Annotated in this window: 22 protein-coding genes and 1 pseudogene; 20 read left to right on the forward strand and 3 right to left on the reverse strand. The window is 68.4% G+C overall.

Annotated elements, in window-relative coordinates; translation table 11 throughout:
- The first annotated feature begins 9 nt into the window (after window positions 1-9).
- The 6 genes from AC5Y4C_RS06690 to AC5Y4C_RS06715 are packed head-to-tail and all read left to right on the forward strand — an operon-like array spanning window position 10 to window position 7,167.
- Entirely contained in the window at window positions 10-942 is a 933-nt protein-coding gene (locus tag AC5Y4C_RS06690) for a DUF389 domain-containing protein (protein ID WP_499911746.1), read from the forward strand.
- On the forward strand, window positions 939-3,545 hold the full coding sequence (locus tag AC5Y4C_RS06695; protein WP_499964359.1) for a circularly permuted type 2 ATP-grasp protein: 2,607 nt from the start codon (window positions 939-941) through the stop codon (window positions 3,543-3,545). Before AC5Y4C_RS06690 ends, AC5Y4C_RS06695 begins: the two co-directional genes overlap by 4 nt.
- Window positions 3,542-4,438, forward strand: a complete 897-nt coding sequence (locus AC5Y4C_RS06700; RefSeq protein ID WP_499964360.1) for a transglutaminase family protein — start codon at window positions 3,542-3,544, stop codon at window positions 4,436-4,438. The genes AC5Y4C_RS06695 and AC5Y4C_RS06700 overlap by 4 nt, the downstream gene beginning before the upstream one ends.
- Window positions 4,431-5,462, forward strand: a complete 1,032-nt coding sequence (locus AC5Y4C_RS06705) for a zinc-binding metallopeptidase family protein (protein ID WP_499964362.1) — start codon at window positions 4,431-4,433, stop codon at window positions 5,460-5,462. The genes AC5Y4C_RS06700 and AC5Y4C_RS06705 overlap by 8 nt, the downstream gene beginning before the upstream one ends.
- Window positions 5,463-5,502: 40 nt before the next feature.
- Window positions 5,503-5,811, forward strand: coding sequence for a DUF4333 domain-containing protein (locus AC5Y4C_RS06710; RefSeq protein ID WP_499964364.1), 309 nt, complete (start codon window positions 5,503-5,505; stop codon window positions 5,809-5,811).
- 6 nt (window positions 5,812-5,817) lie between these two features.
- Window positions 5,818-7,167 carry a replication-associated recombination protein A gene (locus AC5Y4C_RS06715; protein WP_499964366.1) on the forward strand — a complete coding sequence of 450 codons (1,350 nt, stop codon included), beginning with the start codon at window positions 5,818-5,820 and terminating at the stop codon, window positions 7,165-7,167.
- A gap of 3 nt (window positions 7,168-7,170) precedes the next feature.
- Here the strand turns inward: AC5Y4C_RS06715 and AC5Y4C_RS06720 are convergent, their stop codons facing one another.
- Window positions 7,171-7,491 (reverse strand): GlsB/YeaQ/YmgE family stress response membrane protein, encoded by a 321-nt coding sequence (locus tag AC5Y4C_RS06720; protein WP_499911763.1) that lies wholly within the window; start codon window positions 7,489-7,491, stop codon window positions 7,171-7,173.
- A gap of 301 nt (window positions 7,492-7,792) precedes the next feature.
- Here AC5Y4C_RS06720 and AC5Y4C_RS06725 point away from each other — a divergent pair, with 301 nt between their 5' ends.
- The gene (locus tag AC5Y4C_RS06725) at window positions 7,793-8,740 is read left to right on the forward strand and encodes a mechanosensitive ion channel family protein (RefSeq protein ID WP_499911765.1); all 948 of its coding nucleotides are present in this window, start codon (window positions 7,793-7,795) and stop codon (window positions 8,738-8,740) included.
- A gap of 65 nt (window positions 8,741-8,805) precedes the next feature.
- Here the strand turns inward: AC5Y4C_RS06725 and AC5Y4C_RS06730 are convergent, their stop codons facing one another.
- Complete coding sequence (locus AC5Y4C_RS06730; protein ID WP_499964368.1) at window positions 8,806-9,441, reverse strand: antibiotic biosynthesis monooxygenase; 636 nt, start codon at window positions 9,439-9,441, stop codon at window positions 8,806-8,808.
- A 122-nt stretch (window positions 9,442-9,563) separates the two neighbouring features.
- Between AC5Y4C_RS06730 and AC5Y4C_RS06735 the strand changes: the two genes are divergently transcribed.
- The 10 genes and pseudogenes from AC5Y4C_RS06735 to aroQ all read left to right on the forward strand — a co-directional run bounded on the left by AC5Y4C_RS06735 (window position 9,564) and on the right by aroQ (window position 19,127).
- Complete coding sequence (locus AC5Y4C_RS06735; protein ID WP_499911769.1) at window positions 9,564-9,965, forward strand: secondary thiamine-phosphate synthase enzyme YjbQ; 402 nt, start codon at window positions 9,564-9,566, stop codon at window positions 9,963-9,965.
- Between the two features lie 110 nt (window positions 9,966-10,075).
- Window positions 10,076-12,769 (forward strand): alanine--tRNA ligase, encoded by a 2,694-nt coding sequence (alaS, locus tag AC5Y4C_RS06740; RefSeq protein ID WP_499964370.1) that lies wholly within the window; start codon window positions 10,076-10,078, stop codon window positions 12,767-12,769.
- Between the two features lie 17 nt (window positions 12,770-12,786).
- Window positions 12,787-13,272, forward strand: a complete 486-nt coding sequence (ruvX, locus tag AC5Y4C_RS06745; RefSeq protein ID WP_499948814.1) for a Holliday junction resolvase RuvX — start codon at window positions 12,787-12,789, stop codon at window positions 13,270-13,272.
- Window positions 13,265-14,497: an endolytic transglycosylase MltG gene (locus AC5Y4C_RS06750; protein ID WP_499911774.1), complete on the forward strand. Its 1,233-nt coding sequence runs from the start codon at window positions 13,265-13,267 to the stop codon at window positions 14,495-14,497. Before ruvX ends, AC5Y4C_RS06750 begins: the two co-directional genes overlap by 8 nt.
- Complete coding sequence (locus AC5Y4C_RS06755) at window positions 14,494-15,285, forward strand: shikimate dehydrogenase (protein ID WP_499964372.1); 792 nt, start codon at window positions 14,494-14,496, stop codon at window positions 15,283-15,285. Before AC5Y4C_RS06750 ends, AC5Y4C_RS06755 begins: the two co-directional genes overlap by 4 nt.
- Before the next feature lie 9 nt (window positions 15,286-15,294).
- The gene (locus tag AC5Y4C_RS06760) at window positions 15,295-15,723 is read left to right on the forward strand and encodes a prepilin peptidase (protein WP_499964373.1); all 429 of its coding nucleotides are present in this window, start codon (window positions 15,295-15,297) and stop codon (window positions 15,721-15,723) included.
- A gap of 51 nt (window positions 15,724-15,774) precedes the next feature.
- Window positions 15,775-16,977 (forward strand): chorismate synthase, encoded by a 1,203-nt coding sequence (gene aroC, locus AC5Y4C_RS06765; RefSeq protein WP_499964417.1) that lies wholly within the window; start codon window positions 15,775-15,777, stop codon window positions 16,975-16,977.
- A gap of 5 nt (window positions 16,978-16,982) precedes the next feature.
- Window positions 16,983-17,498, forward strand: a pseudogene (locus tag AC5Y4C_RS06770) (shikimate kinase); the annotation flags it as partial.
- Window positions 17,499-17,616: 118 nt separating this feature from the next.
- Complete coding sequence (aroB, locus tag AC5Y4C_RS06775) at window positions 17,617-18,693, forward strand: 3-dehydroquinate synthase (protein WP_499964375.1); 1,077 nt, start codon at window positions 17,617-17,619, stop codon at window positions 18,691-18,693.
- Window positions 18,690-19,127 carry a type II 3-dehydroquinate dehydratase gene (gene aroQ / locus AC5Y4C_RS06780; RefSeq protein WP_499911781.1) on the forward strand — a complete coding sequence of 146 codons (438 nt, stop codon included), beginning with the start codon at window positions 18,690-18,692 and terminating at the stop codon, window positions 19,125-19,127. Before aroB ends, aroQ begins: the two co-directional genes overlap by 4 nt.
- A gap of 24 nt (window positions 19,128-19,151) precedes the next feature.
- On the opposite strand, the gene AC5Y4C_RS06785 is transcribed toward aroQ, so the two are convergent.
- A complete protein-coding gene (locus tag AC5Y4C_RS06785; RefSeq protein ID WP_499964377.1) occupies window positions 19,152-19,799 on the reverse strand; it encodes a B-4DMT family transporter in 648 nt (215 codons plus the stop codon).
- Window positions 19,800-19,832: 33 nt separating this feature from the next.
- On the opposite strand from AC5Y4C_RS06785, the gene AC5Y4C_RS06790 reads away from it, so the two are divergent.
- The 3 genes from AC5Y4C_RS06790 to nusB all read left to right on the forward strand — a co-directional run bounded on the left by AC5Y4C_RS06790 (window position 19,833) and on the right by nusB (window position 22,112).
- Window positions 19,833-20,918, forward strand: a complete 1,086-nt coding sequence (locus AC5Y4C_RS06790; RefSeq protein ID WP_499911785.1) for a M24 family metallopeptidase — start codon at window positions 19,833-19,835, stop codon at window positions 20,916-20,918.
- 164 nt (window positions 20,919-21,082) lie between these two features.
- The gene (efp, locus tag AC5Y4C_RS06795) at window positions 21,083-21,646 is read left to right on the forward strand and encodes an elongation factor P (RefSeq protein WP_499911787.1); all 564 of its coding nucleotides are present in this window, start codon (window positions 21,083-21,085) and stop codon (window positions 21,644-21,646) included.
- Window positions 21,639-22,112 carry a transcription antitermination factor NusB gene (gene nusB, locus AC5Y4C_RS06800; RefSeq protein ID WP_499948822.1) on the forward strand — a complete coding sequence of 158 codons (474 nt, stop codon included), beginning with the start codon at window positions 21,639-21,641 and terminating at the stop codon, window positions 22,110-22,112. The genes efp and nusB overlap by 8 nt, the downstream gene beginning before the upstream one ends.
- The last annotated feature ends 7 nt before the right edge of the window (window positions 22,113-22,119 follow it).

The raw sequence follows: 22,119 nt of genomic DNA on the forward strand, positions 1-22,119 counted from the left end.
GTGCGGTGAGTGTTGCACTTGCGGGTGATTGCGCCGACGGAGCTGCGCGATTCAGTGATCGACATCCTGCACCGGGAAAAGGGTGTGACGCACCTTGTCGTCCACTCGAACGCCGCACTCGACCCGCCCGGTGACGAAATCACCGCCGACATCGCCCGCGAGGTCGCCAACGACGTCATCGACGACCTGAAGGGCCTCGGCCTGAAACGGCGCGGTGCGATCACGCTCGATCTGGTGGACACTGTGGTCTCCACGGCCGCCTACCGTGCCGAAAAGGAGGCCGAAGGAGATCCCGCCGACGCCGTCATCTGGGACGAGTTGGCCGCGCGAACCCGGGAAGAGTCGACACTCAACGTCACCTACCTGACGTTCTTGTCGCTGGCCTGCCTGATCGCCGCGGTCGGCGTGGTGACCGATTCGCCGGTCACCGTCGTCGGCGCGATGGTCGTCGGCCCCGAGTTCGGCCCGCTCGCCGCGCTGGCGGTAGCTGTAGTGCGTCGACGGAGCTATCTCGCGCGGCGTGCGGCACTTGCACTGCTGGTCGGCTTCCCGCTGGCAATGGTGGTGACGGCGATCGGTGTGCTGGTGTGGGAGGCCACGGGGTGGGTCAAGCTCGCGACGACTGCCCAGCTCAGTGAGGTCGACTTCATCTTCCAGGTCGGGCCAATGTCATTCGTCGTCGCGCTGTTCGCCGGCGCTGCAGGAATGCTGTCGCTTGTGTCGGCGAAGTCGTCGGCGCTGGTGGGCGTGTTCATCTCGGTGACCACCGTGCCAGCCGCTGGGTTCGCGGTAGTAGCGGCCACGGTCGGCGACTGGGCAATAGCCGCCAAGTCTGCGGCGCAACTCGGGGTCAACCTCGCGGGCATCGTGGTGGCGGCCGTGCTGGTGCTCTGGGTGTATCTGCGGGTCAGCTCGAATCACCGGTCGGCGCGGCGGCGATGACGCTCACCGGCGGCGCCTCGACGGCGCCGGCGCGCGACTCAGATCGGCTGCTCGCCGGCTATCGCAGCGCGCGCACGCAGCAGGCGTTGTTCGAACTGCGCGGCGGACCTGACGCTGGTTACGACGAATTCGTCGACGCAGCAGGCAACGTCCGGCCGGCGTGGAAGGAGCTGGCCGATGCGGTCAGCGAGCGCGGTCGAGCGGGACTCGATCGGCTGCGGTCCGTCGTCGGCGAACTTGTCGACCATGACGGCATCACCTATGGGACGGCGCCCGTGCCGTGGCAGCTCGACGGTCTGCCGCTGCTGGTCTCGACCGCCGACTGGGAGACGCTGGAGGCCGGTCTGCTGCAGCGATCACGCCTGCTGGACTTAGTCCTCACCGATCTCTATGGACCCCAGCGCTTGATCACCGGCGGTCTGGTGCCGCCTCAGCTGGTGTTCGCCCATCGCGGCTACATCCGCGCGGTGCGCGGCATCGACATCCCCGGCCGCCATCAGCTGTTCCTGCACGGCTGCGACGTAAGCCGTGCCGCCGATGCAACGTTTCGGGTCAATGCCGACTGGACGCAGGCGCCGTCGGGTGCCGGCTACGCGCTGGCCGACCGTCGGGTGGTCGCGCACGCTGTGCCCGACCTGTACGAGCAGATCGGGCCGCGGCCCACGTCGCCGTTCGCCCAAGCGCTACGGCTGGCGCTGATCGACGCCGCCCCCGACGCGGCGGACGACCCGGTGGTGGTGGTGCTGAGCCCCGGCAGCCACTCCGAGACCGCCTTCGACCAGGCTTACCTGGCGACCGTGCGCGGCTTTCCGCTCGTCGAGAGCGCCGACCTCGTAGTACGCGACGGCAAGTTGTGGATGCGGTCACTGGGCACGCTCAAACGCGTCGACGTGGTGCTGCGCCGCGTGGACGCCGACTACGCGGATCCGCTTGACCTGCGCTCGGATTCGCGCCTCGGCGTCGTCGGTCTCGCGGAGGTGCAGCGGCGCGGCAACGTCACCGTGGTCAACACGCTGGGCAGCGGAGTGCTGGAAAACCCTGGGCTGCATCGATTTCTGCCCGATCTTGCCCGCCGATTGCTCGGCGAGGAGCTACTGCTCGCCAGCGCGCCGGTGTTCTGGGGAGGTATCGACGCGGAATGCAGCCACCTCGTCGCGCGCCTGCCGTCGCTCGTGATCAGATCCACGGTCGGCGGCGACACGATCGTCGGGCCGGTGTTGTCGGCGCGGGAACGCGACCGGCTGGCCGACCGGATCAGAGCGGCGCCGTGGCAGTGGGTGGGCCAGGAACTGCCTCAATTCTCGTCCGCGCCTATCGCACTGCGCGGAAGTGGGCTGAGCTCCGGCAGTGTCGGCATACGGTTGTTCTCGGTGTCGCAACGTGGCGGATACGCCCCGATGATCGGCGGACTGGGATACGTGATGGCACCCGGGATTGCGGCCTACCGGATGGATACCGTTGCCGCCAAAGATGTTTGGGTCCGGCCCACCGAGCGGGGCCGAGCCCATACCGTGACGATCCCGTCGATGGACCTGCCGACGATCACCGGCGCCGGAGCCCAGGGCGTCAGCTCGCCGCGCGTGCTGTCCGATCTGTTCTGGATGGGACGCTACGCGGAGCGCGCGGAAACCTTGGCCCGGCTGCTCGTCGTCACCCGTGAGCGTTATCACGAATTCCGCCGCCGCCAAGGCGCTGATGAAAGCCAATGCGTTCCAATACTTTTCGCGGCACTAGAGCAGATCACCGGAGCCGAAAGCGGCGCTGACGCCGACGACCACGAAATCATCGCGGTCGCGCCGTCCACGTTGTGGTCGCTGACCGTGGATCGTGCGCGCCACGGATCCCTGGCTCATTCGGTGGAGGGCCTTGGGCTGGCCGCACGTGCGGTGCGCGACCAGTTGTCCGCCGACACCTGGGGTGTGCTGGCCGGGGTCGAGCGCGCGGTAGCGCGGCGATCGAACTCACCGCCTGAGTCCCTGGCCGAAGGCGACGCGCTGCTGGCCGCGGCACAGCAACAGACGCTCGCCGGAATGCTCGCTCTGTCAGGCGTGGCCGCGGAGTCGATGGTGCACGACGTCGGTTGGACGATGGCCGACATCGGCAAGCGGATCGAGCGTGGGCTCGGGCTGACCGCACTGCTGAGTGCCACGATCACGCAGACCCGCAGCCCCGGCGCCGAACAGACGGTCATCGAGTCGACGCTGGTGGCGTGCGAGTCGTCGGTGATCTATCGGCGCCGCAACCCAGGCAAGGTCAGCGTGGCTGCCGTGGCGCAGCTGCTTCTCTTCGATGCCGCCAACCCGCGTTCTCTGGTGTTCCAGCTGGAGCGCATCCGCACCAACCTCAGGACGCTACCGGGCGCATCGGGGTCGTCGCGGCCGGAGCGGTTGGTCGACGAGATGAGCACCAGACTGCGCCGGCTGGACCCCGACGACCTCGAGATCGTCGACGACAACGGCAAGCGCGTCGAATTGTCCGAGCTGCTCGCCGGCATCCACGCTTCGCTTCGGGAGCTGTCCGACGTGATCACCCGCACCCAACTCGCCTTGCCCGGCGGCATGCAGCCGCTGTGGGGACCAGACCAGCGGCGGACGATGCCATGACCCGCCGCTACCGAATCCTGCACCGCACCAAGTACCGCTATTCCGACGTGGTCACCAGTTCCTACGGCCGCGGGTTTCTCACTCCGCGAGACTTGGCGCACCAGCGCTGCCTGCACCACGAGTTGCGCGTCGATCCCGAACCGGCAGACCGCTCCACCAGCCGCGACGGCTACGGCAACATCAGCACGTACTTTCACGTCACGACGCCGCACCGCGAGCTGTCGGTCACCAGCGCGTCCGTCGTCGAGGTTAATGCCGTTGCCTCGCAGCGCTATTCGGTCTCACCGGCCACCGCCGCGTGGGAGCACGCTCGGCCGGCCGGCGCGGAAGGTGCGTTGGCCGTCGAATTCGCCCTCGATCTGAGCCCGCCGGAGATCACCGACGCCGTCCGCGAGTACGCGGCGCCCAGCTTCCCCCCGGGTCGTCCGCTGGTCGATGCGGTGCGCGATCTCTCCTCGAGGATGCATGCGGACTTCACGTACCGCTCCGGGTTCACCACAGTGTCGACGTCAGTCGCCGACGTGGTGGCGGCAAGAGCAGGAGTGTGTCAGGACTTCGCGCGCCTGGCCGTCGCCTGCCTGCGCGCCAACGGCCTTGCCGCAAGCTATGTCTCGGGATATCTGGCCACCGATCCGCCGCCGGGCAAGGATCGCATGATCGGCATCGACGCCACCCACGCGTGGGCGGCGGTGTGGACACCCGGCGGCCAGTGGCTGGGTTTCGACCCGACCAACGACCAGATGATCGACGAGCGATACATTCTGGTCGGGTGGGGCCGCGACTACGCGGACATCCCGCCGCTGCGCGGAATCATCTACACCTATTCCGAACACAGCGAGATCGACGTGTCCGTGGACGTGGCGCCTTTCGAAGGGGATGTGGTTCGTGCGTGATTTCGTTTGCCCCAACTGCGGACAACATCTGACGTTCGAGAATTCGGTGTGCCTGTCCTGCGAGAGCCACCTCGGGTTCTCGCTCGACGACATGGCACTGCTGGTGATCGCACCGAGTCCCGACAGTGCCAAGCCGGGTTTCGTCGACTCCGACGAATACGAGTTGTGTGCGAATCTTCACCTGGCCCAATGCAATTGGCTGGTGCGCAAGGACCCGGTGCGGCGGCTGTGCGTGTCGTGCCGGCTTACCCGGACGCGGCCCAACGACGCGGACACCTCCGCGCTTGCGGCGTTCGCCGACGCCGAGAAGGCCAAACGGCGGCTGATCGCCGAACTCCACGAGCTCAACCTGCCGATCGTCGGCCGTGACGAAGACCCCGACTTCGGGCTGGCGTTCGATCTACTGTCCAGCGCGCAGGAGAAGGTGTTCACGGGCCACCACAATGGTGTGATCACCCTGGATCTGGCCGAAGGCGACGACGTCCACCGAGAGCAGTTGCGCATCGAGATGGACGAGCCGTACCGCACGCTGCTGGGCCACTTCCGCCACGAGATCGGTCACTACTACTTCTACCGCCTCGTCGCGCCATCGGCGGAGTACTCCAAGCGGTTCCGCGAACTGTTCGGCGACCCGGACGCCGATTATCAAGAGGCGCTGGATCGGCACTACAGCGACGGGCCGCCTGCCGGCTGGGAAGAGGACTACGTTTCGTCCTACGCGACCATGCACGCCGCCGAAGACTGGGCGGAGACGTTCGCCCACTATCTTCACATCCGCGACACGCTGGACACCGCAGCCGCATTCGGCTTCGCCCCGGCTAACGCCACTTATGGGCGAAGAGTCTTGGGGCCCAGCGGCTTTGACACGATCATCGACATGTGGCTGCCGTTGTCGTGGGGGCTGAACATGGTGAACCGGTCCATGGGCCGCGACGACCTGTATCCGTTCGTGCTGCCGGTGCCCGTGCTCGACAAGATGCGGTTCATCCACACGGTCGTCGACGAGGTGACCAGCTCGCCATGACGCTTGACGGGCTGGCCATTTCCGAGCACCATCGCGCGGCATGACCCAACGTTGTGCCACTGTCGTCGGCGCGACGCTCCTCACCGGGGCGCTTATGCTGCAGCTGACCGCCTGCGGCAAAACCATCAAACCCGAAGGCGCTGCGAAACAGGTGGCTGATCTGGTGTCCCAGAAGGCCCACTTCAAACCGACCGACGTCAGCTGCCCGGACGGAGTGCCCGCCAAGGCGGGCGAGCAGTTCCAGTGCCACTTCACCGGCCCGGAGGGCAAGCCCTATACCGCCGAGATGACGGTCACGAAGGTCGACGGCTCCGACGTCGTCTTCAACATCAAGACCCACCCGAGTTAGCGGACCATGGCTTCAGACGGCCTCTTCGATCTCGCGGGCGCCGGCGACTCCGCCGACTGGCAGGGCCGCGGCGAGGCCGTGCCCGCGCCGCTGGCAGTGCGGATGCGCCCGGTCACCCTCGACGAGGTCGTCGGGCAGTCGCACCTGCTCTCTGCGCGCTCGCCGCTGCGCCGGCTGATCGAAGGCTCCGGCGCGGCGTCGGTGATCCTGTACGGGCCGCCCGGCACGGGCAAGACCACGCTGGCGTCGCTGATCTCGCACGCCACGGGCCGCCGGTTCGAGGCGCTGTCGGCCGTGTCGGCCGGCGTGAAGGAGGTGCGCGCCGTCATCGACACTGCGCGCCGCGCCGCCGCGCACGGCGAGCAGACCGTGCTGTTCATCGACGAGGTGCACCGGTTCTCCAAGACGCAGCAGGACGCACTGCTGGCCGCGGTCGAGAACCGGGTCGTGCTGCTGGTGGCCGCCACCACCGAGAACCCGTCATTCTCCGTGGTGGCGCCTCTGCTGTCGCGATCGCTGATTCTGCAGCTGAAGCCGCTGAGCGCCGACGACATCCGCACGCTGATCCAACGGGCGATCGACGATCCCCGCGGGCTCGGTGGGCGACTGGCCGTCGAACCCGATGCCGTCGAGCTGCTGGTTCGGTTGTCCGCCGGCGACGCGCGCCGGGCGCTGACAGCCTTGGAGGTCGCCGCCGAAACGGTCGCCGACCAGGGCGGCCCGGTGACGGTAGCGGCCATCGAGGAGTCACTGGACAAAGCGGCCGTGCGCTACGACCGCGACGGCGATCAGCACTACGACGTGATCAGCGCGTTCATCAAGTCGGTGCGCGGCTCGGATGTCGACGCGGCGCTGCACTATCTGGCCCGCATGCTGGTGGCGGGGGAGGATCCGCGGTTCGTGGCGCGCCGGCTGATGATCTTGGCCAGCGAGGACATCGGCATGGCCGATCCCACTGCGCTGCCGATTGCGGTCGCGGCCGCCCAGACCGTCCAGCTGATCGGCATGCCGGAAGCTCAGCTGACGCTCGCGCACGCCACCATCCACCTGGCCACCGCACCGAAGTCCAACGCGGTGGTGGCCGCCATCGGAGCGGCGACCAGCGACATCAAAGCCGGCAAAGCCGGCCTGGTGCCTGCGCATCTACGCGACGGCCACTACTCCGGGGCGGCCGCACTCGGCAATGCGATCGGCTACAAGTATTCGCATGACGACCCGGACGGCGTTGTGCCGCAACAGTATCCGCCCGACGAGCTGGTTGGCGTGGACTACTATCGCCCCACCGACCACGGCCATGAGCGGGAGATCGCCAAGCGGCTCGACCGGCTGCGGGCGATCATCCGTCGCAGGAGCTGACCGCTACCACCGCCGCGTCAGGCCGGAGCGCGGACGCCCGAACCTGCTGCGCCCGAACGACGAGCGGCCCAAGCCTGCGGACACCAGGGCGACGCCGAGCACCGCCACGATCACCTGGACCAGCAACTCACCCCAGTCGATCCCGGGTGTGTCGATCGGAATGCCCATCGCCCGGGCCAGCGCGGTGCCGATGAACGCCGACACGATGCCTACGAGGATGGTCAGCCAGATCGGAATCGCCTGCTTGCCCGGGAGCACGAATCGCGCCAATGCGCCGATCACCAGACCGATGACGATTGCGCCCAGCACACTGTGAATTGTCATGTGGCCTCCAACGATGAAGATGCAGGCGGCATACCCGCGCCAGAGGCCGATAAACGCGGGGGAAAGGGGTCGGCGACCGATCGGAGCTGTTTCAGCCACAAGCGAGCGGGTACCAGTCTCGCGGAAGATCACGTCACGCGGAACTGTGCGCCGATCTATGTAAATCCGTACATGCCACCGTAATTGGTGGGTGCAGCACGTGTCATGCGGCCACAAGGTCAACGGGCTGCTCCGTGACATAAGCGTTGACAACCACAGTGGGCTGCCGAGGGTGCCCGCCGAAAGGCAGGTGAAGACAGCGATGACAACCGACTACCTCGCGGCGTCGATCACCGACTGGCGCGGGATGTGGCACGACGTCGCCGAATGGCTTGTCACCAAAGGGGTGCACATCGTCCTGCTGCTGATCGCCTCAGTGGTCGCCGCCCGGCTGATCCGCTGGACGGCGCACCGGATCACCCGCCGCCTCGACCGCCGGGAAGGCGACGCGCTGGTCCGGTCGGAAGCCACCAAGCACCGCAAGGCCGTCGCGGGAGTGATCTCCTGGGTGGCGATCGTGATCCTCTACGTGGTGGTCGCGTTCGAGGTCGTCAGCATTCTCGACCTGCCGGTCGGCTCGCTGGTGGCCCCCGCCGCGGTGCTCGGCGCCGCACTGGGCTTCGGGGCGCAGCGACTGGTCCAGGACCTGCTCAGCGGGTTCTTCATCATCACCGAAAAGCAGTACGGCTTCGGCGATCTGGTGCAACTCACCGCATCGGGCTCTAGTAAGGACGCGGCCGGCACCGTCGAAGACGTGACGTTGCGCGTCACCAAGCTGCGCAACAGCGACGGCGAAATGGTCACCATCCCGAACGGTCAAATCGTCAAGGCGGTCAACCTGTCCAAGGACTGGGCACGGGCCGTGCTCGACATCCCGGTGCCCGCCAGCGCCGACCTGAACCGCGTCAACGATGTGCTGCACCGGGTATCCGGGGAGGCCATGCGCGACGACACGCTCAAGGAGCTGCTGCTCGACGAGCCGTCGATGATGGGCGTGGAAAGCATCGAGGTCGACACGGTCAATGTGCGCATGGTGGCGCGGACGCTGCCGGGCAAGCAGTTCGAGGTCGGCCGGCGGTTGAGGCTCCTGGTTGCCGAGGCGCTGAGCCACGCCGGGATCGCGACCCCTGGCGACAGCGCGCCCACCTATGAAGCGATCGGGCAGTCTGCCGAGCAGGTCGACGGGCGCGAGCCGAGCCGAACCGGCTGACGGTCAGCGTCTTTCGAAGTGCAACATCCCGTCGGCGCACGGGCCGATCGGGGCCGGCCGAACTGCTAAGCCAGCTCGGGGACGCGGAGATGGGCGACAGCGAGATCGAACTCGCCGACGTCGAGTTGGTCTGCACCCAGGTCGCGCAGCCGCTCGGTGCGCAACGACCTGGCCTGCTCCCGGTTGTGGTCCATAGCGTCGCGGCTGTCGAAGCTGACCGACGACACGGCCCGGCCCGACGCTCGATCCACCAACAGGCTCGCGCTGCAGAACCCTTCGAGGGCTTCCAGGGCCGGCAGCACCGAATCCCGGTAGAACTCGATCGCCGCGTCGAGCCTGCCTCGCGCCACCTTGAACCACGTGGCCCGCACGCAGGCGCCCGCCCCGGAGCGGTGATCGCGGTGCAGTGCGGCGATCTCCCACTCCTGCACCGCAGGGGTGCCGCCGAGCGTCGCCGCAACCCGCTCGCGAAGCGGCGCGGTCCTTCCCGCGCTTGCGCGCATCGCCTCGTCGGACTCCCACGCGCTGGTCGCGATGCACCGGCCGGTTTCCCGGTCGACCAGCAGCGACACGCCGACGCAGCCGTCCATGGCTTCCAGTGCCGGCATGACCTCGTCGCGGACGAGCGCGATTCCGGCGTCGATGGCGTCTGGACGCGCGTCGATGGTGGTAGATCGTGCGACTGGGTGACTGGTCAGCATGGGCGCACCCCCTCTTGGGGTCGGGGCGGCGCCCCGGCGGCGCCACCGGTCCGCTGATTACCTTGCTCCTTCGACCGCGGCCTGGCAATGGGCGGCAGCGGTTTCGTCCGTACCCTGAAGATGTGGATAGCGCCGTTCTCGACGTCGACACCGCGCGCCGGCGCATCGTCGATCTCACTGACGAGGTCCGTGCGTTCTGTGCGTCACACGGCGACGGTCTGTGCAACGTGTTCGTGCCGCACGCGACCGCCGGAGTGGCGGTGATCGAGACCGGTGCGGGCAGCGACGACGACCTCGTCGACACGCTGGAACGCCTGCTGCCGCGCGACGACCGCTACCGCCACGCCCACGGTTCGCCCGGGCACGGCGCCGACCACGTGTTGCCGGCGCTCGTGGCGCCGTCGGTGACGTTGCCGGTCGAGAACGGCAAGCCGCTGTTGGGCACCTGGCAGAGCGTCGTGCTGGTAGATCTCAACCGCGACAACCCTCGGCGGTCGGTGCGATTGAGCTTCGTCGACGGCTGATCGGCGCCGGGCACCAGCGCGTCGCCCGAATCGTTGACGAAGGGCAGACCGGTAAGGTAATCGGGTCCGAGCGCCGAGACCGTCGGCTCACAGAGAAGACAGACAGCAAAGTGCGAACTCACGACATCAGGAAGCGGTTCACCGACCACTTCGTGAAAGCGGGTCACACCGAGGTGCCTAGCGCGTCGGTGATCCTCGACGACCCCAATTTGCTGTTCGTCAACGCCGGCATGGTGCAGTTCGTGCCGTACTTCCTCGGTCAGCGCACCCCGCCGTACCGCACGGCCACCAGCATCCAGAAGTGCATCCGCACCCCTGACATCGATGAGGTGGGTGTCACCACCCGCCACAACACGTTCTTCCAAATGGCCGGCAACTTCAGCTTCGGCGACTACTTCAAGCGCCGCGCGATCGAGCTGGCGTGGACCTTGCTGACCAACCCGGTCGAGGACGGCGGTTACGGGCTGGATCCTGAAAGGCTCTGGGCGACAGTCTATTTGGACGACGACGAGGCTGCGCAGCTGTGGCAGCAAGTGGCGGGTCTGCCGCCAGAACGGATTCAGCGCCGCGGCATGGCCGACAACTACTGGTCCATGGGAATTCCCGGGCCGTGCGGCCCGTCGTCGGAGATCTATTACGACCGCGGCCCCCACTACGGCCCCGAGGGCGGTCCGGTCGCCAGCGAGGACCGCTACATCGAGATCTGGAACCTCGTGTTCATGGAGAACCTGCGCGGCGAGGGTACCTCGAAAACCGACTTCGAGATCCTGGGGCCGTTGCCGCGCAAGAACATTGACACCGGCATGGGCGTCGAGCGAATCGCGTGTGTGCTGCAGGGTGTCGACAACGTCTACGAGACCGACCTGCTGCGGCCGGTGATCGACAAGGTCGCCGAGATCGCACCGCGCGGCTACGGCGCAGGCAATCATGACGACGACGTGCGTTACCGGATCATTGCCGACCACAGCCGCACCGCCGCGATTCTCATCGGCGACGGGGTCAGCCCCGGCAACGACGGCCGCGGATATGTGTTGCGCCGCTTGCTGCGCCGCATCGTGCGGGCGGCGAAGCTGCTGGACATCGACAGGCCCATCGTCGGTGAACTCATGGCCACGGTGCGCGACGCGATGGGCCCGTCGTATCCCGAACTGGTCACCGACTTCGCGCGGATCAGCCGCATCGCCGAAGCCGAGGAGGCGGCATTCAACCGGACGCTGGCCTCGGGGTCGCGGCTGTTCGAGCAGGCCGCCGGCGCTACCAAGGCGGCGGGCAGGACAGTGCTGTCCGGCGACGATGCGTTCACGCTGCACGACACGTACGGATTTCCCATCGATCTGACCCTGGAGATGGCTGCCGAGGCTGGGCTCACGGTCGACGAAGCCGGATTCCGGCGGCTGATGGCCGAGCAGCGCGACCGTGCCAAGGCCGACGCCGCCGCGCGCAAGCATGCCCACGCCGACCTGTCGGCGTACCGGGAACTTCTGGACGCCGGGCCGACCGAGTTCACCGGCTTCGACGAATTGACCTCAGAGGCAAAGATTCTCGGCATTTTCGTCGACGGCAAGCGGGTACCGGTGGTCGCGCACACCCCCGAAACGCAGGCCGCGCAGCGCGTCGAGCTGATCCTCGACCGCACCCCCCTCTACGCCGAGTCGGGCGGCCAGATCGCCGACGAAGGCACCATCACCGGCACCGGCGCCGGCGCCACCGCCAAGGCCGCCGTCACCGACGTGCAGAAGATCGCGAAAACGCTGTGGACGCACCGGGTCAACGTGGAGTCCGGCGAGTTCGTCGAGGGTGACACCGTGGTGGCCGCTGTGGATCCGCGCTGGCGCCACGGCGCCACCCAAGGGCACTCGGGCACCCACTTGGTGCATGCTGCACTGCGACAAGTGTTGGGCCCCAACGCAGTTCAGGCGGGTTCGTTGAACCGTCCCGGTTACCTGCGATTCGACTTCAATTGGCAGGGACCGCTTTCCGAACACCAGCGCACGCAGATCGAAGAAGTCACCAACGAGGCCGTCGAGGCCGACTTCGAGGTGCACACGTTCACCACCGAACTCGACAAAGCCAAGGCGATGGGCGCGATCGCGCTGTTCGGCGAAACCTACCCGGAGCAGGTCCGGGTGGTGGAGATCGGCGGCCCGTTCTCGCTGGAGCTGTGCGGCGGCACGCATGTGCACAACTCCGCGCAAGTCGGCCCGGTGACCATCCTGGGTGAATCGTCGATCGCCTCGGGTGTGCGTCGGGTCGAGGCTTACGTGGGACTCGACGCGTTCCGGCACCTGGCCAAGGAACGCGCGCTGCTCGCCGGGCTGGCGTCGTCGCTGAAGGTGCCGTCTGAGGAAGTGCCCGCCCGGGTGGCCACCCTGGTCGACCGGCTCAAAGCGGCGGAGAAGGAACTCGAGCGGATGCGCCAGGCCTCTGCCCGCGCGGCCGCCGCGAATGCGGCCGCTGGAGCCGAGCAGATCGGTAGGGTCCGGGTGGTGGCTCAGCGAATGGCGGCGGAGACGGCGGGGGATCTGCGGAACCTCGTTGGCGACATCCGTGGCCGGCTGGGTAGCGACCCGGCGGTGGTGGCACTGATCGCCGAGGGCGAGGGCGGTGCGGTGCCATACGTGGTGGCGGCCAATCCCGCGGCCGTGGACCTCGGCCTGCGGGCCAATGAGCTGGTGAAGCGGTTCAACGAGGCGGTCGACGGCCGCGGCGGAGGAAAGCCGGAGCTGGCTCAGGGCTCGGGGAAGAACGCGGCCGGGATCGACGCGGCGCTCGCCGCGCTACGAGCCGAGATCGCCCGGAGCTAGTGACCTTGGCTGTCGGTATGGACCGTGTGCCGGACCGGCCCGGCCTCGACGACCCCGGACGTGGCCGACGGCTCGGTGTCGACGTGGGAAGCGTCCGTATCGGCGTGGCCGTCAGCGACCCCGACGGCATCCTGGCCACACCGGTGGAAACCGTGCGGCGCAACAGGTCGGGCAGCCACCTCAAGCGACTGGCGGCACTGGTCACCGAGCTCGACGTGGTCGAGGTGGTGGTCGGCTTGCCGCGTACTCTCGCCGACCGCGCCGGCTCCGCTGCGGAGGACGCGATCAGCGTGGCCGACGCGCTGGCCCAGCGGATCTCAGGTGTCCCGGTGCGGCTGGCCGACGAGCGGCTGACCACGGTCAGCGCTCAGCGGTCGCTGCGCGAGGCCGGAATCTCGGCGAAAGACCAGCGGTCCAAGATCGATCAGGCCGCCGCGGTCGCCATCCTCCAGGGATGGCTGGATCAGCGCCGCGCGCACGCCGGAAAGGGCGGCGGTGGCTGACGGGCGTGCGTCGGGCCGGGCGGAGCCCGTGGCGGTCAACTCGCCGCGGCGCAGTTCACGTGCCGAGCGGATTCGGCGGGAGCGAATCCGTCGGCGCCGCAACAACATCCGGATGGCGATTGTGGCCCTGCTGGTCGTGGTGGTGATCGCGGCGGTTTTCCTGGGATCCCGGCTGTGGCACTCCTGGTTCAGCGACTACTCCGGCGGCGGCAAGAACGACGTCGTGATTCAGGTGCACAACGGCGACTCCACCACGGCCATCGCACAGACGCTCGTCGACAACAAAGTGGTCGCCTCGGTGCGCGGCTTCGTCGACGCGGCGCACGGCAACTCGCAGATGTCGTCGATCCAGCCGGGCTACTACCAGATGCGCACCGAGATCTCGTCCGCCGACGCGGTGCGCCGGTTGACCGACCCGCACAACCGGGTCGGCAAGCTGGTGATCCCGGAGGGCCGACAGCTCGACGACGTGGCTGACGTCAAGACCAACGCGGTCACCGAGGGCATTCTGACGCTGATCTCCCGCGCGTCGTGCGTTCAGCTCGACGGTAATCGGCGCTGCGTACCGGTCACCGAGCTGCGTGAGGTGGCCGGCAGCGACGCGCCGGCGGCGTTGAACGTGCCGTCCTGGGCGGTTCAGCAGGTGGCTGCGATGGGCGGCGACCACCGGCGGCTGGAGGGGCTGATCGCTCCCGGCACGTGGGACATCAACCCGGCATGGACGGCGCACGAGATCCTGGCGAAGCTGATCGGTGACAGCGCAGGCCTGTACTCGCAGCGCGGGCTGGGCACCTCGCCCGACGGGCAGTCGCTGTCCACCTATCAGACGCTGATCGTGGCGTCGCTGGTGCAGCGGGAATCCAAGCCGGCGGACTTCGCGAAGGTCGCCCGCGTCATCTACAACCGGCTGCAGGTGCACCAGCGACTGGAGTTCGACTCCACCGTCAACTACCCGCTGGACCGCCAGGAGGTGGCCACCACCGACGCCGACCGCGGCCGCGAAACCCCGTGGAACACCTATGTGAGCGAGGGGCTGCCCAAGACGCCGATCTGCTCGCCGGGGGATCAAGCGCTGGCCGCCGCGGAACGACCCGAACCGGGGGATTGGCTGTACTTCGTCACGGTGGACATGCAGGGCACCACGCTGTTCACCCGCGACTATCAGCAGCATCTGGCCAACATCGAGCTGGCCAAGCGCAACGGTGTCCTCGACAGCGCACGATGAGAGCGGGCGTGCTGGGTTCGCCGGTCGCCCATTCGAAGTCGCCGCAGCTGCATCTCGCCGCCTACCGGGCGCTGGGACTGGCCGACTGGACCTATGAGCGCATCGAGTGCACGGCCGAGCAATTGCCCAGGCTGGTCAGCGGATTGGGCCCGGACTGGGTGGGGCTGTCGGTGACGATGCCGAACAAGTTCGCCGCGCTGGCCTTCGCCGACGAGCGCACCGAACGCGCGCAGCAGGTGGGATCCGCGAACACCCTCGTGCGCACCGGACGCGGCTGGCGCGCCGACAACACCGACGTCGACGGCGTGGTCGGCGCGCTCGGCAGCGTCGACGGTGTGCTGGTCGTGCTCGGCGCGGGGGGCACTGCCCGCGCCGTGGTGGTCGCGGCCGCCGACCTTGATGCCCGCCGGGTGATCGTGGTCGCCCGCGATGCTGCCAAGGCGCAGCCTCTGCTAGCGCTGGCCGGTGACTGCGGTCTTGCGGCGTCGTGGCGCGCATTCAGCGACCCTGCTCTGGCCGACGACGTCGCGAGCGCCGGTGCCGTCGTCAACACGATCCCGGCCGACGCCGCCGCGGCGCATCTGGCGGTGCTGCGGCGCGCGCCCGTGCTGCTGGACGCCGTCTACGATCCATGGCCCACGCCGCTGGCGGCGGCGGTTTCCGAGGCGGGCGGCGCGGTGATCGACGGGCTGCAGATGCTGCTGCACCAGGCGTTCGCCCAGGTCGAGCAGTTCACCGGACGGCCGGCGCCAAAAGAAGTGATGAGAGCTGCGCTCCAGCGGGGTTAGCCTCCATCCGTGGGGCTGGGGGAGTTTTTGGCGGCGCTGCTGTGGCTGGCGTTGTTGAGCGGCTACGACCTGCGGCAGCGCCGATTGCCGAACTGGTTGACACTGCCGGGCGCCGTCGTGGTGCTGGTATTGGCGACGGCCTGCGGACGTGGTGTGCCCGCCTTGGCCGGCGCCGCCGGCCTGGGCCTGCTCTACCTCCTGGTGCACGCTGTCGCGCCGGCGGCGATGGGCGCGGGCGACGTGAAGCTGGCGCTCGGGGTCGGCGCGCTCAGCGGCTACTTCGGAGCGGACGTGTGGCTGCTCGCCGCGCTGGCCGCGCCGTTGCTGACCGCGATGTGGGCGGCGGTGGAGCTGGTGCGCCGCGGCGCGCGCACGGTGCCGCACGGTCCGGCGATGTGCTTCGCCACGGCCGCCGCCGCCACGCTGGCGCTCCTCTGACGCCCAATCGCGATTAAGCCCAGCGGGCGGTCGCATGGGAAGATGGGACGCGTGTTGCGATGGACGACAGCCGGCGAGTCGCACGGCCGAGCGCTGGTGAGCATGCTCGAAGGCATGGTCGCCGGCGTGCACGTCACGTCCGCCGACATCCGCACCCAGTTGGCCAGGCGACGCCTCGGCTACGGCCGCGGCGCGCGGATGAAGTTCGAAGCCGATGAAGTCACGGTGCTGGCAGGGGTGCGCCACGGGGTGACCCTCGGTGGCCCCATCGCGATCGAGATCGGCAACAGCGAGTGGCCGAAATGGGAGACCGTGATGGCCACCGACCCGGTCGACCCCGCGGAGCTCGCCGACATCGCGCGCAACGCGCCGCTCACCAGACCCCGGCCCGGTCACGCCGACTACGCGGGAATGCTCAAGTACGGCTTCGACGACGCCCGTCCTGTGCTGGAGCGGGCCAGCGCCCGGGAGACCGCGGCCCGCGTCGCCGCGGGAACCGTCGCGAAGCAGTTCCTCAAGCAGGCCATGGGCGTCGACGTGCTGAGCCACGTCATCTCGATCGGCGCGTCGGGGCCCTACGACGGGCCGCCCCCGCAGCCGGCCGACCTCGACGCGATCGACGCCAGCCCGGTGCGCGCTTTCGACAAGACCGCCGAGCAGTCGATGATCGACGAGATCGAGGCGGCCAAGAAAGACGGGGACACGCTCGGCGGTGTCGTCGAGGTCGTCGCGCTGAACCTGCCTGTCGGTTTGGGGTCGTTCACCAGCGGCGACAACCGCCTCGACAGCCAGCTGGCCGCCGCGATCATGGGCATCCAGGCCATCAAGGGTGTCGAGATCGGCGACGGCTTCCAGACGGCCCGCCGCCGCGGCAGTGTGGCCCACGACGAAATGTATCCCGCACCGGCTGGAGTGCTGCGGTCGACCAACCGCGCCGGTGGCCTGGAGGGCGGCATGACGAACGGTCAGCCGCTGCGGGTGCGCGCGGCCATGAAGCCGATCTCAACGGTGCCGCGCGCGCTGGCCACGGTCGACATGGCCACCGGCGCGGAGGCCGTGGCAATCCATCAGCGTTCCGACGTGTGCGCGGTGCCAGCCGCCGGGGTCGTGGCCGAGGCGATGGTCGCGCTGGTGTTGGCCCGCGCGGCGCTGGAGAAGTTCGGCGGCGACTCCATCAACGAGACCAAGAACAACATCGCCTCGTATCTCGAGGGCATCGCCGCCCGCAGCCGCGACCTTCGGGCGTCGGGGTGATCGTGATGGCGCCCAAGGCCGTTCTGATCGGTCTGCCCGGGTCCGGCAAGTCGACAATCGGGCGGCGCCTGGCCCGGGCGCTCGACGTGGCATTCCTGGACACCGACGCGGCGATCGAAGCCAAGACCGGCCGCACCATCGCCGACATCTTCGCCGCCGACGGCGAGCAGGAGTTCCGGCGCATCGAGGAAGAGGTGATCTGCGATGCGCTTGCCGAACACGACGGCGTCCTGGCGTTGGGCGGCGGCGCGATCACCACACCGGGGGTGCGCGATGCGTTGGCCGGCCACACCGTCGTCTACCTGGAAATCAACGCGGCCGAAGGCGTGCGCCGCACCAGCGGCAGCACCGCGCGCCCGCTGCTGGCCGGCCCCGACGCCGCCGCGAGGTACCGCGCGCTGATGGCTGACCGGGTGCCGCTGTACCGCCGCGCGGCAACCATGCGGGTCAACACCAATCGCCGCAACCCGGGGGCCGTCGTCCGCCATATCGTGACCCGGTTGGAGAACCCGCAGCCGTCCAGGCGTAAGCGCCGCCATGTATGGCGGCGCTCGCCGATCTCGCTGACCCCCAGCGAAGCCTCGCACGCGCCGCCCAGCCCCGCCGCGCTGGCCGCCCGCAAAGCCGAACGGACGGACCGTGACTGAGCCCGTGACCGTCGACGTCCATGTCGACCCGCCGTATCCGGTGATCATCGGCAGCGGTGTCCGCGCCGAGCTGCCGCGACTGCTCGAGGGCACGCACAAAGTGGCGATCCTGCACCAGCCGGTCATGGCCGAGACCGCTGAGCTGACTCGAACGTCGTTGTGCGACAACGGAATCGATGCACACCGCGTCGAGATCCCGGACGCGGAGGCCGGCAAGGAGCTGCGGGTCCTCGGCTTCATTTGGGAAGTGTTGGGGCGCATCGGTGTTGGGCGCAAAGATGCGATCGTCAGCCTCGGCGGCGGTGCCGCCACCGACGTCGCGGGATTCGCCGCTGCCACCTGGCTGCGCGGCGTGGCCGTCGTCCATGTGCCCACCACATTGCTCGGGATGGTGGACGCGGCGGTCGGCGGCAAGACCGGCATCAACACCGACGCCGGCAAGAACCTGGTCGGCGCGTTCCACCAGCCGCGCGCCGTGCTGGTCGACCTGGACACACTGAAGACACTGCCGCACGACGAGCTCGCGGCAGGAATGGCGGAGGTGGTGAAGGCCGGGTTCATCGCGGACCCCGCGATCCTGGAGCTGATCGAGAACGATGCCCAGGCCGCGCTGGACCCGGGGGCAGACGTGCTGCCCGAACTGATCCGCCGCGCAGTGGCGGTCAAGGCCGAGGTGGTGGCCGCCGACGAGAAGGAATCGCAGCTGCGCGAGATTCTCAACTACGGGCACACGTTGGGACACGCGATCGAGCGCCGGGAGAACTACCGGTGGCGGCACGGTGCCGCGGTGTCGGTGGGCCTGGTTTTCGCCGCGGAGCTCTCCCGGCTGGCGGGCCGGCTCGACGACGCGACGGCCCGGCGCCATCGGGACATCCTGACGTCACTCGGTCTGCCGGTCACCTACGACGCCGACGCGCTGCCGCAGCTGCTCGAGATCATGGCCGGTGACAAGAAAACGCGAGCCGGGGTGCTGCGGTTCGTGGTGCTGGATGGCCTGGCCAAACCCGGCCGGCTGGAAGGGCCCGATCCGGCGCTGCTGGCGGCGGCATACGCGGAGGTGGCGGCGTGACAACGGTCAACGTGCTCAACGGCCCGAATCTGGATCGGTTGGGGCTGCGCGAGCCACAGGTCTACGGCACCACCACATATCAGGAAGTGGTCGCACTGATCGAGAAGACCGCTGCTGAGCTCGGTTTGAAAGTCCTTGTGCGGCAGAGCAACAGCGAGGCCGAGCTGATCGATCTGATTCACCGGGCTGCCGATGCGGACGAGCCGGTCATCCTCAACGCCGGCGGGCTGACTCACACGTCGGTCGCATTGCGCGACGCCTGCGCGGAACTACGGTCACCGCTCGTGGAAGTGCACATCTCGAATGTGTACGCGCGCGAGGAGTTTCGGCACCACTCATACATCAGCCCGGTCGCCACCGGCGTGATCGCGGGCCTCGGTGTGCAGGGATATCTACTCGCCCTGCGTTATCTGGCGGAAACGCTCGCGCGCTGACCCTCGACTGAACGCGCGGCTGGACTAGCTGAGCTCGGTGCGCTCGGTGCGCTCGGTGCGCTCGCTGCCCTCCGGGTGCGTCGGCCCCTCCTGGGTGCGCTGCTCGTGCAGGCGCGCCTCTTGCGTCGGCGCCTCGTCACGCCCTTCGTCGCGCTGGCGGCCTCCGCCGACCGCGGCGAACACATCGGTGTCGGGCCCTTGGTCACCTTCCGCGCCGTCGCCGCGGCGGGACGACGGATAGCCCTCTTTGGCATAGCGGCGGTCCACCAGGAAGCGGCCCACCGCGACCCCGATCATCGCCATCACGAATGTCAGCAAAGCGGTGTAGGCCGCGAACACGGTGAGTTCGTTCAGCAGGCCCATCACATACATTTCCTTGTAGAACAGCGACACGATCCACGACACCAGACCGGACAGCACACCGGCGACAAGACCCGCCAGCAGCCATGTCATCGCGAGGTCGGCGCGGCGGTCGGGGTCCGGTTGCGCATTGGCGTCACGGCGGCCGTCGACGAAGCCCCAGGCCAGCGCGATCACGGCCAAGATCACCTGCAGCGACACGCTGATGATCGGGGCCTGCGTCTCCCACGTGTTGATCATCGCGGTCTGAATGATGCGAAGCACCGTCTGCAGGAACGCGAAGACCAGTCCGCGCAGCAACCATGACCTCATGGGCGCTGAGCCTAGCGGGTAGCGTCAAGACCTGTGACATATTCCCAGCGCCGCCGCAACTTGTGTCGCCGGCTATCCGCCGCCGGAGTAGACGCGATGTTGGTGTCGGACCTGGTGAATGTCCGTTATCTGGCCGGGTTCACCGGCTCGAACGCGGCCCTGCTGGTGTTTGCCGACGACGACGTTCCCGCGGTGCTGGCGACCGACGGCCGCTACCGTACGCAGGCCGCGCGCCAGTCGCCCGACGTGCGGCTGGAGATCGAGCGCTCCTGCGGGCCGCACCTGGCGCGGCTGGCCGCCGAACATGGCGTGGGGCGGCTCGGCTTCGAGAGCCACGTCGTCACGGTGGACGGCTACGACCAGTTGGCGCGGGCGGCCGGCGACATCGAGCTGGTGCGGGCGTCCGGCAACGTCGAGGCGTTGCGGGAGGTCAAAGACGACGGCGAGAAAGCGCTGCTGCGGTTGGCGTGCGAGGCGGCCGACGCTGCGTTGACCGACCTGATTCAGCGAGGAGGCCTGCGACCTGGGCGCACCGAGCGGCAGGTGGCCCGCGACCTCGAGGCTCTGATGCTCGACCACGGTGCCGACGGGGTGTCGTTCGAGACGATCGTCGCGACCGGTGCGCATTCTGCGATCCCGCATCACCGGCCGACCGACGCCGAGCTGACCTTCGGCGACTTCGTCAAGATCGACTTCGGCGCGCTCGTCGCGGGCTACCACTCCGACATGACCCGGACGTTCGTGCTGGGCCAAGCGGCCCATTGGCAGCACGAGATCTACCAGGTGGTGGCCACCGCGCAGAAAGCCGGTCGGGAGGCGCTGGCGCCCGGGAAGCCGTGCAGCGAGGTCGACGCGGCGGCGCGCCAGGTGATCGCCGACGCCGGTTACGCCGAGAACTTCAGCCACGGACTGGGCCACGGCGTCGGACTGCAGATCCACGAGGCACCCGGGATCAGCGGCGCCTCGGCCGCGACGCTGCATGCGGACGCGGCGGTGACCGTGGAGCCCGGCGTCTACCTGCCGGACCGAGGCGGGGTGCGCATCGAGGACACGCTGATCGTCGGCGACGAAGCGCCGGAACTGCTCACCCGATTCCCCAAAGAGCTCGCGGTCCTCTGACGACGCCGCGCAACGGCGTCTGCCCGATGCGGTGATCGTGTCACCGGCTGGGCGGCGGATGAGAGAATGGGGCCCGAACTTCGGCCCGGCCGCCGATCAGGCCGATCCGGCGAGCGCCGAACGGCCCCATGGACTGTGACTGACAACGAGGAGAACAACCGACCGTGGCAACGACTGCCGACTTCAAGAACGGGCTCGTCCTTCAGATCGACGGCCAGCTCTGGCAAATCATCGAGTTCCAGCACGTCAAGCCCGGCAAAGGGCCCGCTTTCGTGCGGACCAAGCTCAAGAACGTGCTGTCGGGCAAGGTCGTCGACAAGACTTATAACGCCGGTGTGAAGGTGGAGACCGCGACCGTCGACCGCCGCGACACCACTTATCTGTACCGCGACGGCACCGAGTACGTGTTCATGGACAGCGAGGACTACGAGCAGCACCACCTGCCCGAGTCGCTGGTTGGCGACGCGGCCCGGTTCCTGCTCGAGGGCATGCCAGTGCAGGTGGCGTTCCACAACGGCAACCCGCTCTACATCGAATTACCGGTGACCGTCGAGCTGGAAGTCACCCATACCGAGCCCGGCCTGCAGGGTGACCGCTCCAATGCCGGCACCAAGCCCGCAACACTGGAGACCGGCGCGCAGATCAACGTGCCGCTGTTCATCAACACCGGCGACAAGCTCAAAGTCGACAGCCGCGACGGCAGCTACCTAGGAAGGGTGAATGCCTGAGCGCAAAGCCGACCGGGGTCGCCATCAAGCACGAAAGCGCGCGGTGGACGTGCTATTCGAGGCCGAGGCACGTGGGCTGACCCCCGCGGAGGTGGCCGAGGCGCGTACGGCGCTGGCCCAGCAGCAGCCCGACGTGTCTGCGCTGAACCCGTACACGGTCACGATCGCCCGCGGAGTCACTGCGCACCGCGAGCACATCGACGACCTGATCTCGGCTCACCTACAAGGCTGGACGTTGGAGCGGCTGCCGGCCGTCGATCGCGCGGTGCTGCGGGTCGCGGTGTGGGAGTTGTTGCACGCCAGCGATGTTCCGGAGCCGGTCGCAGTCGACGAGGCGGTGGAGCTGGCGAAGAAGTTGTCGACGGACGATTCGCCAGGCTTCGTCAACGGCGTGCTGGGCCAGATCATGCTCGTCACTCCGCAGATCCGGGCAGCGGCAGCCGCCGTGCGGGGAACGCCGGACTGATGCCCTG

It is taken from the genome of Mycobacterium sp. NGS35 (assembly GCF_059812855.1).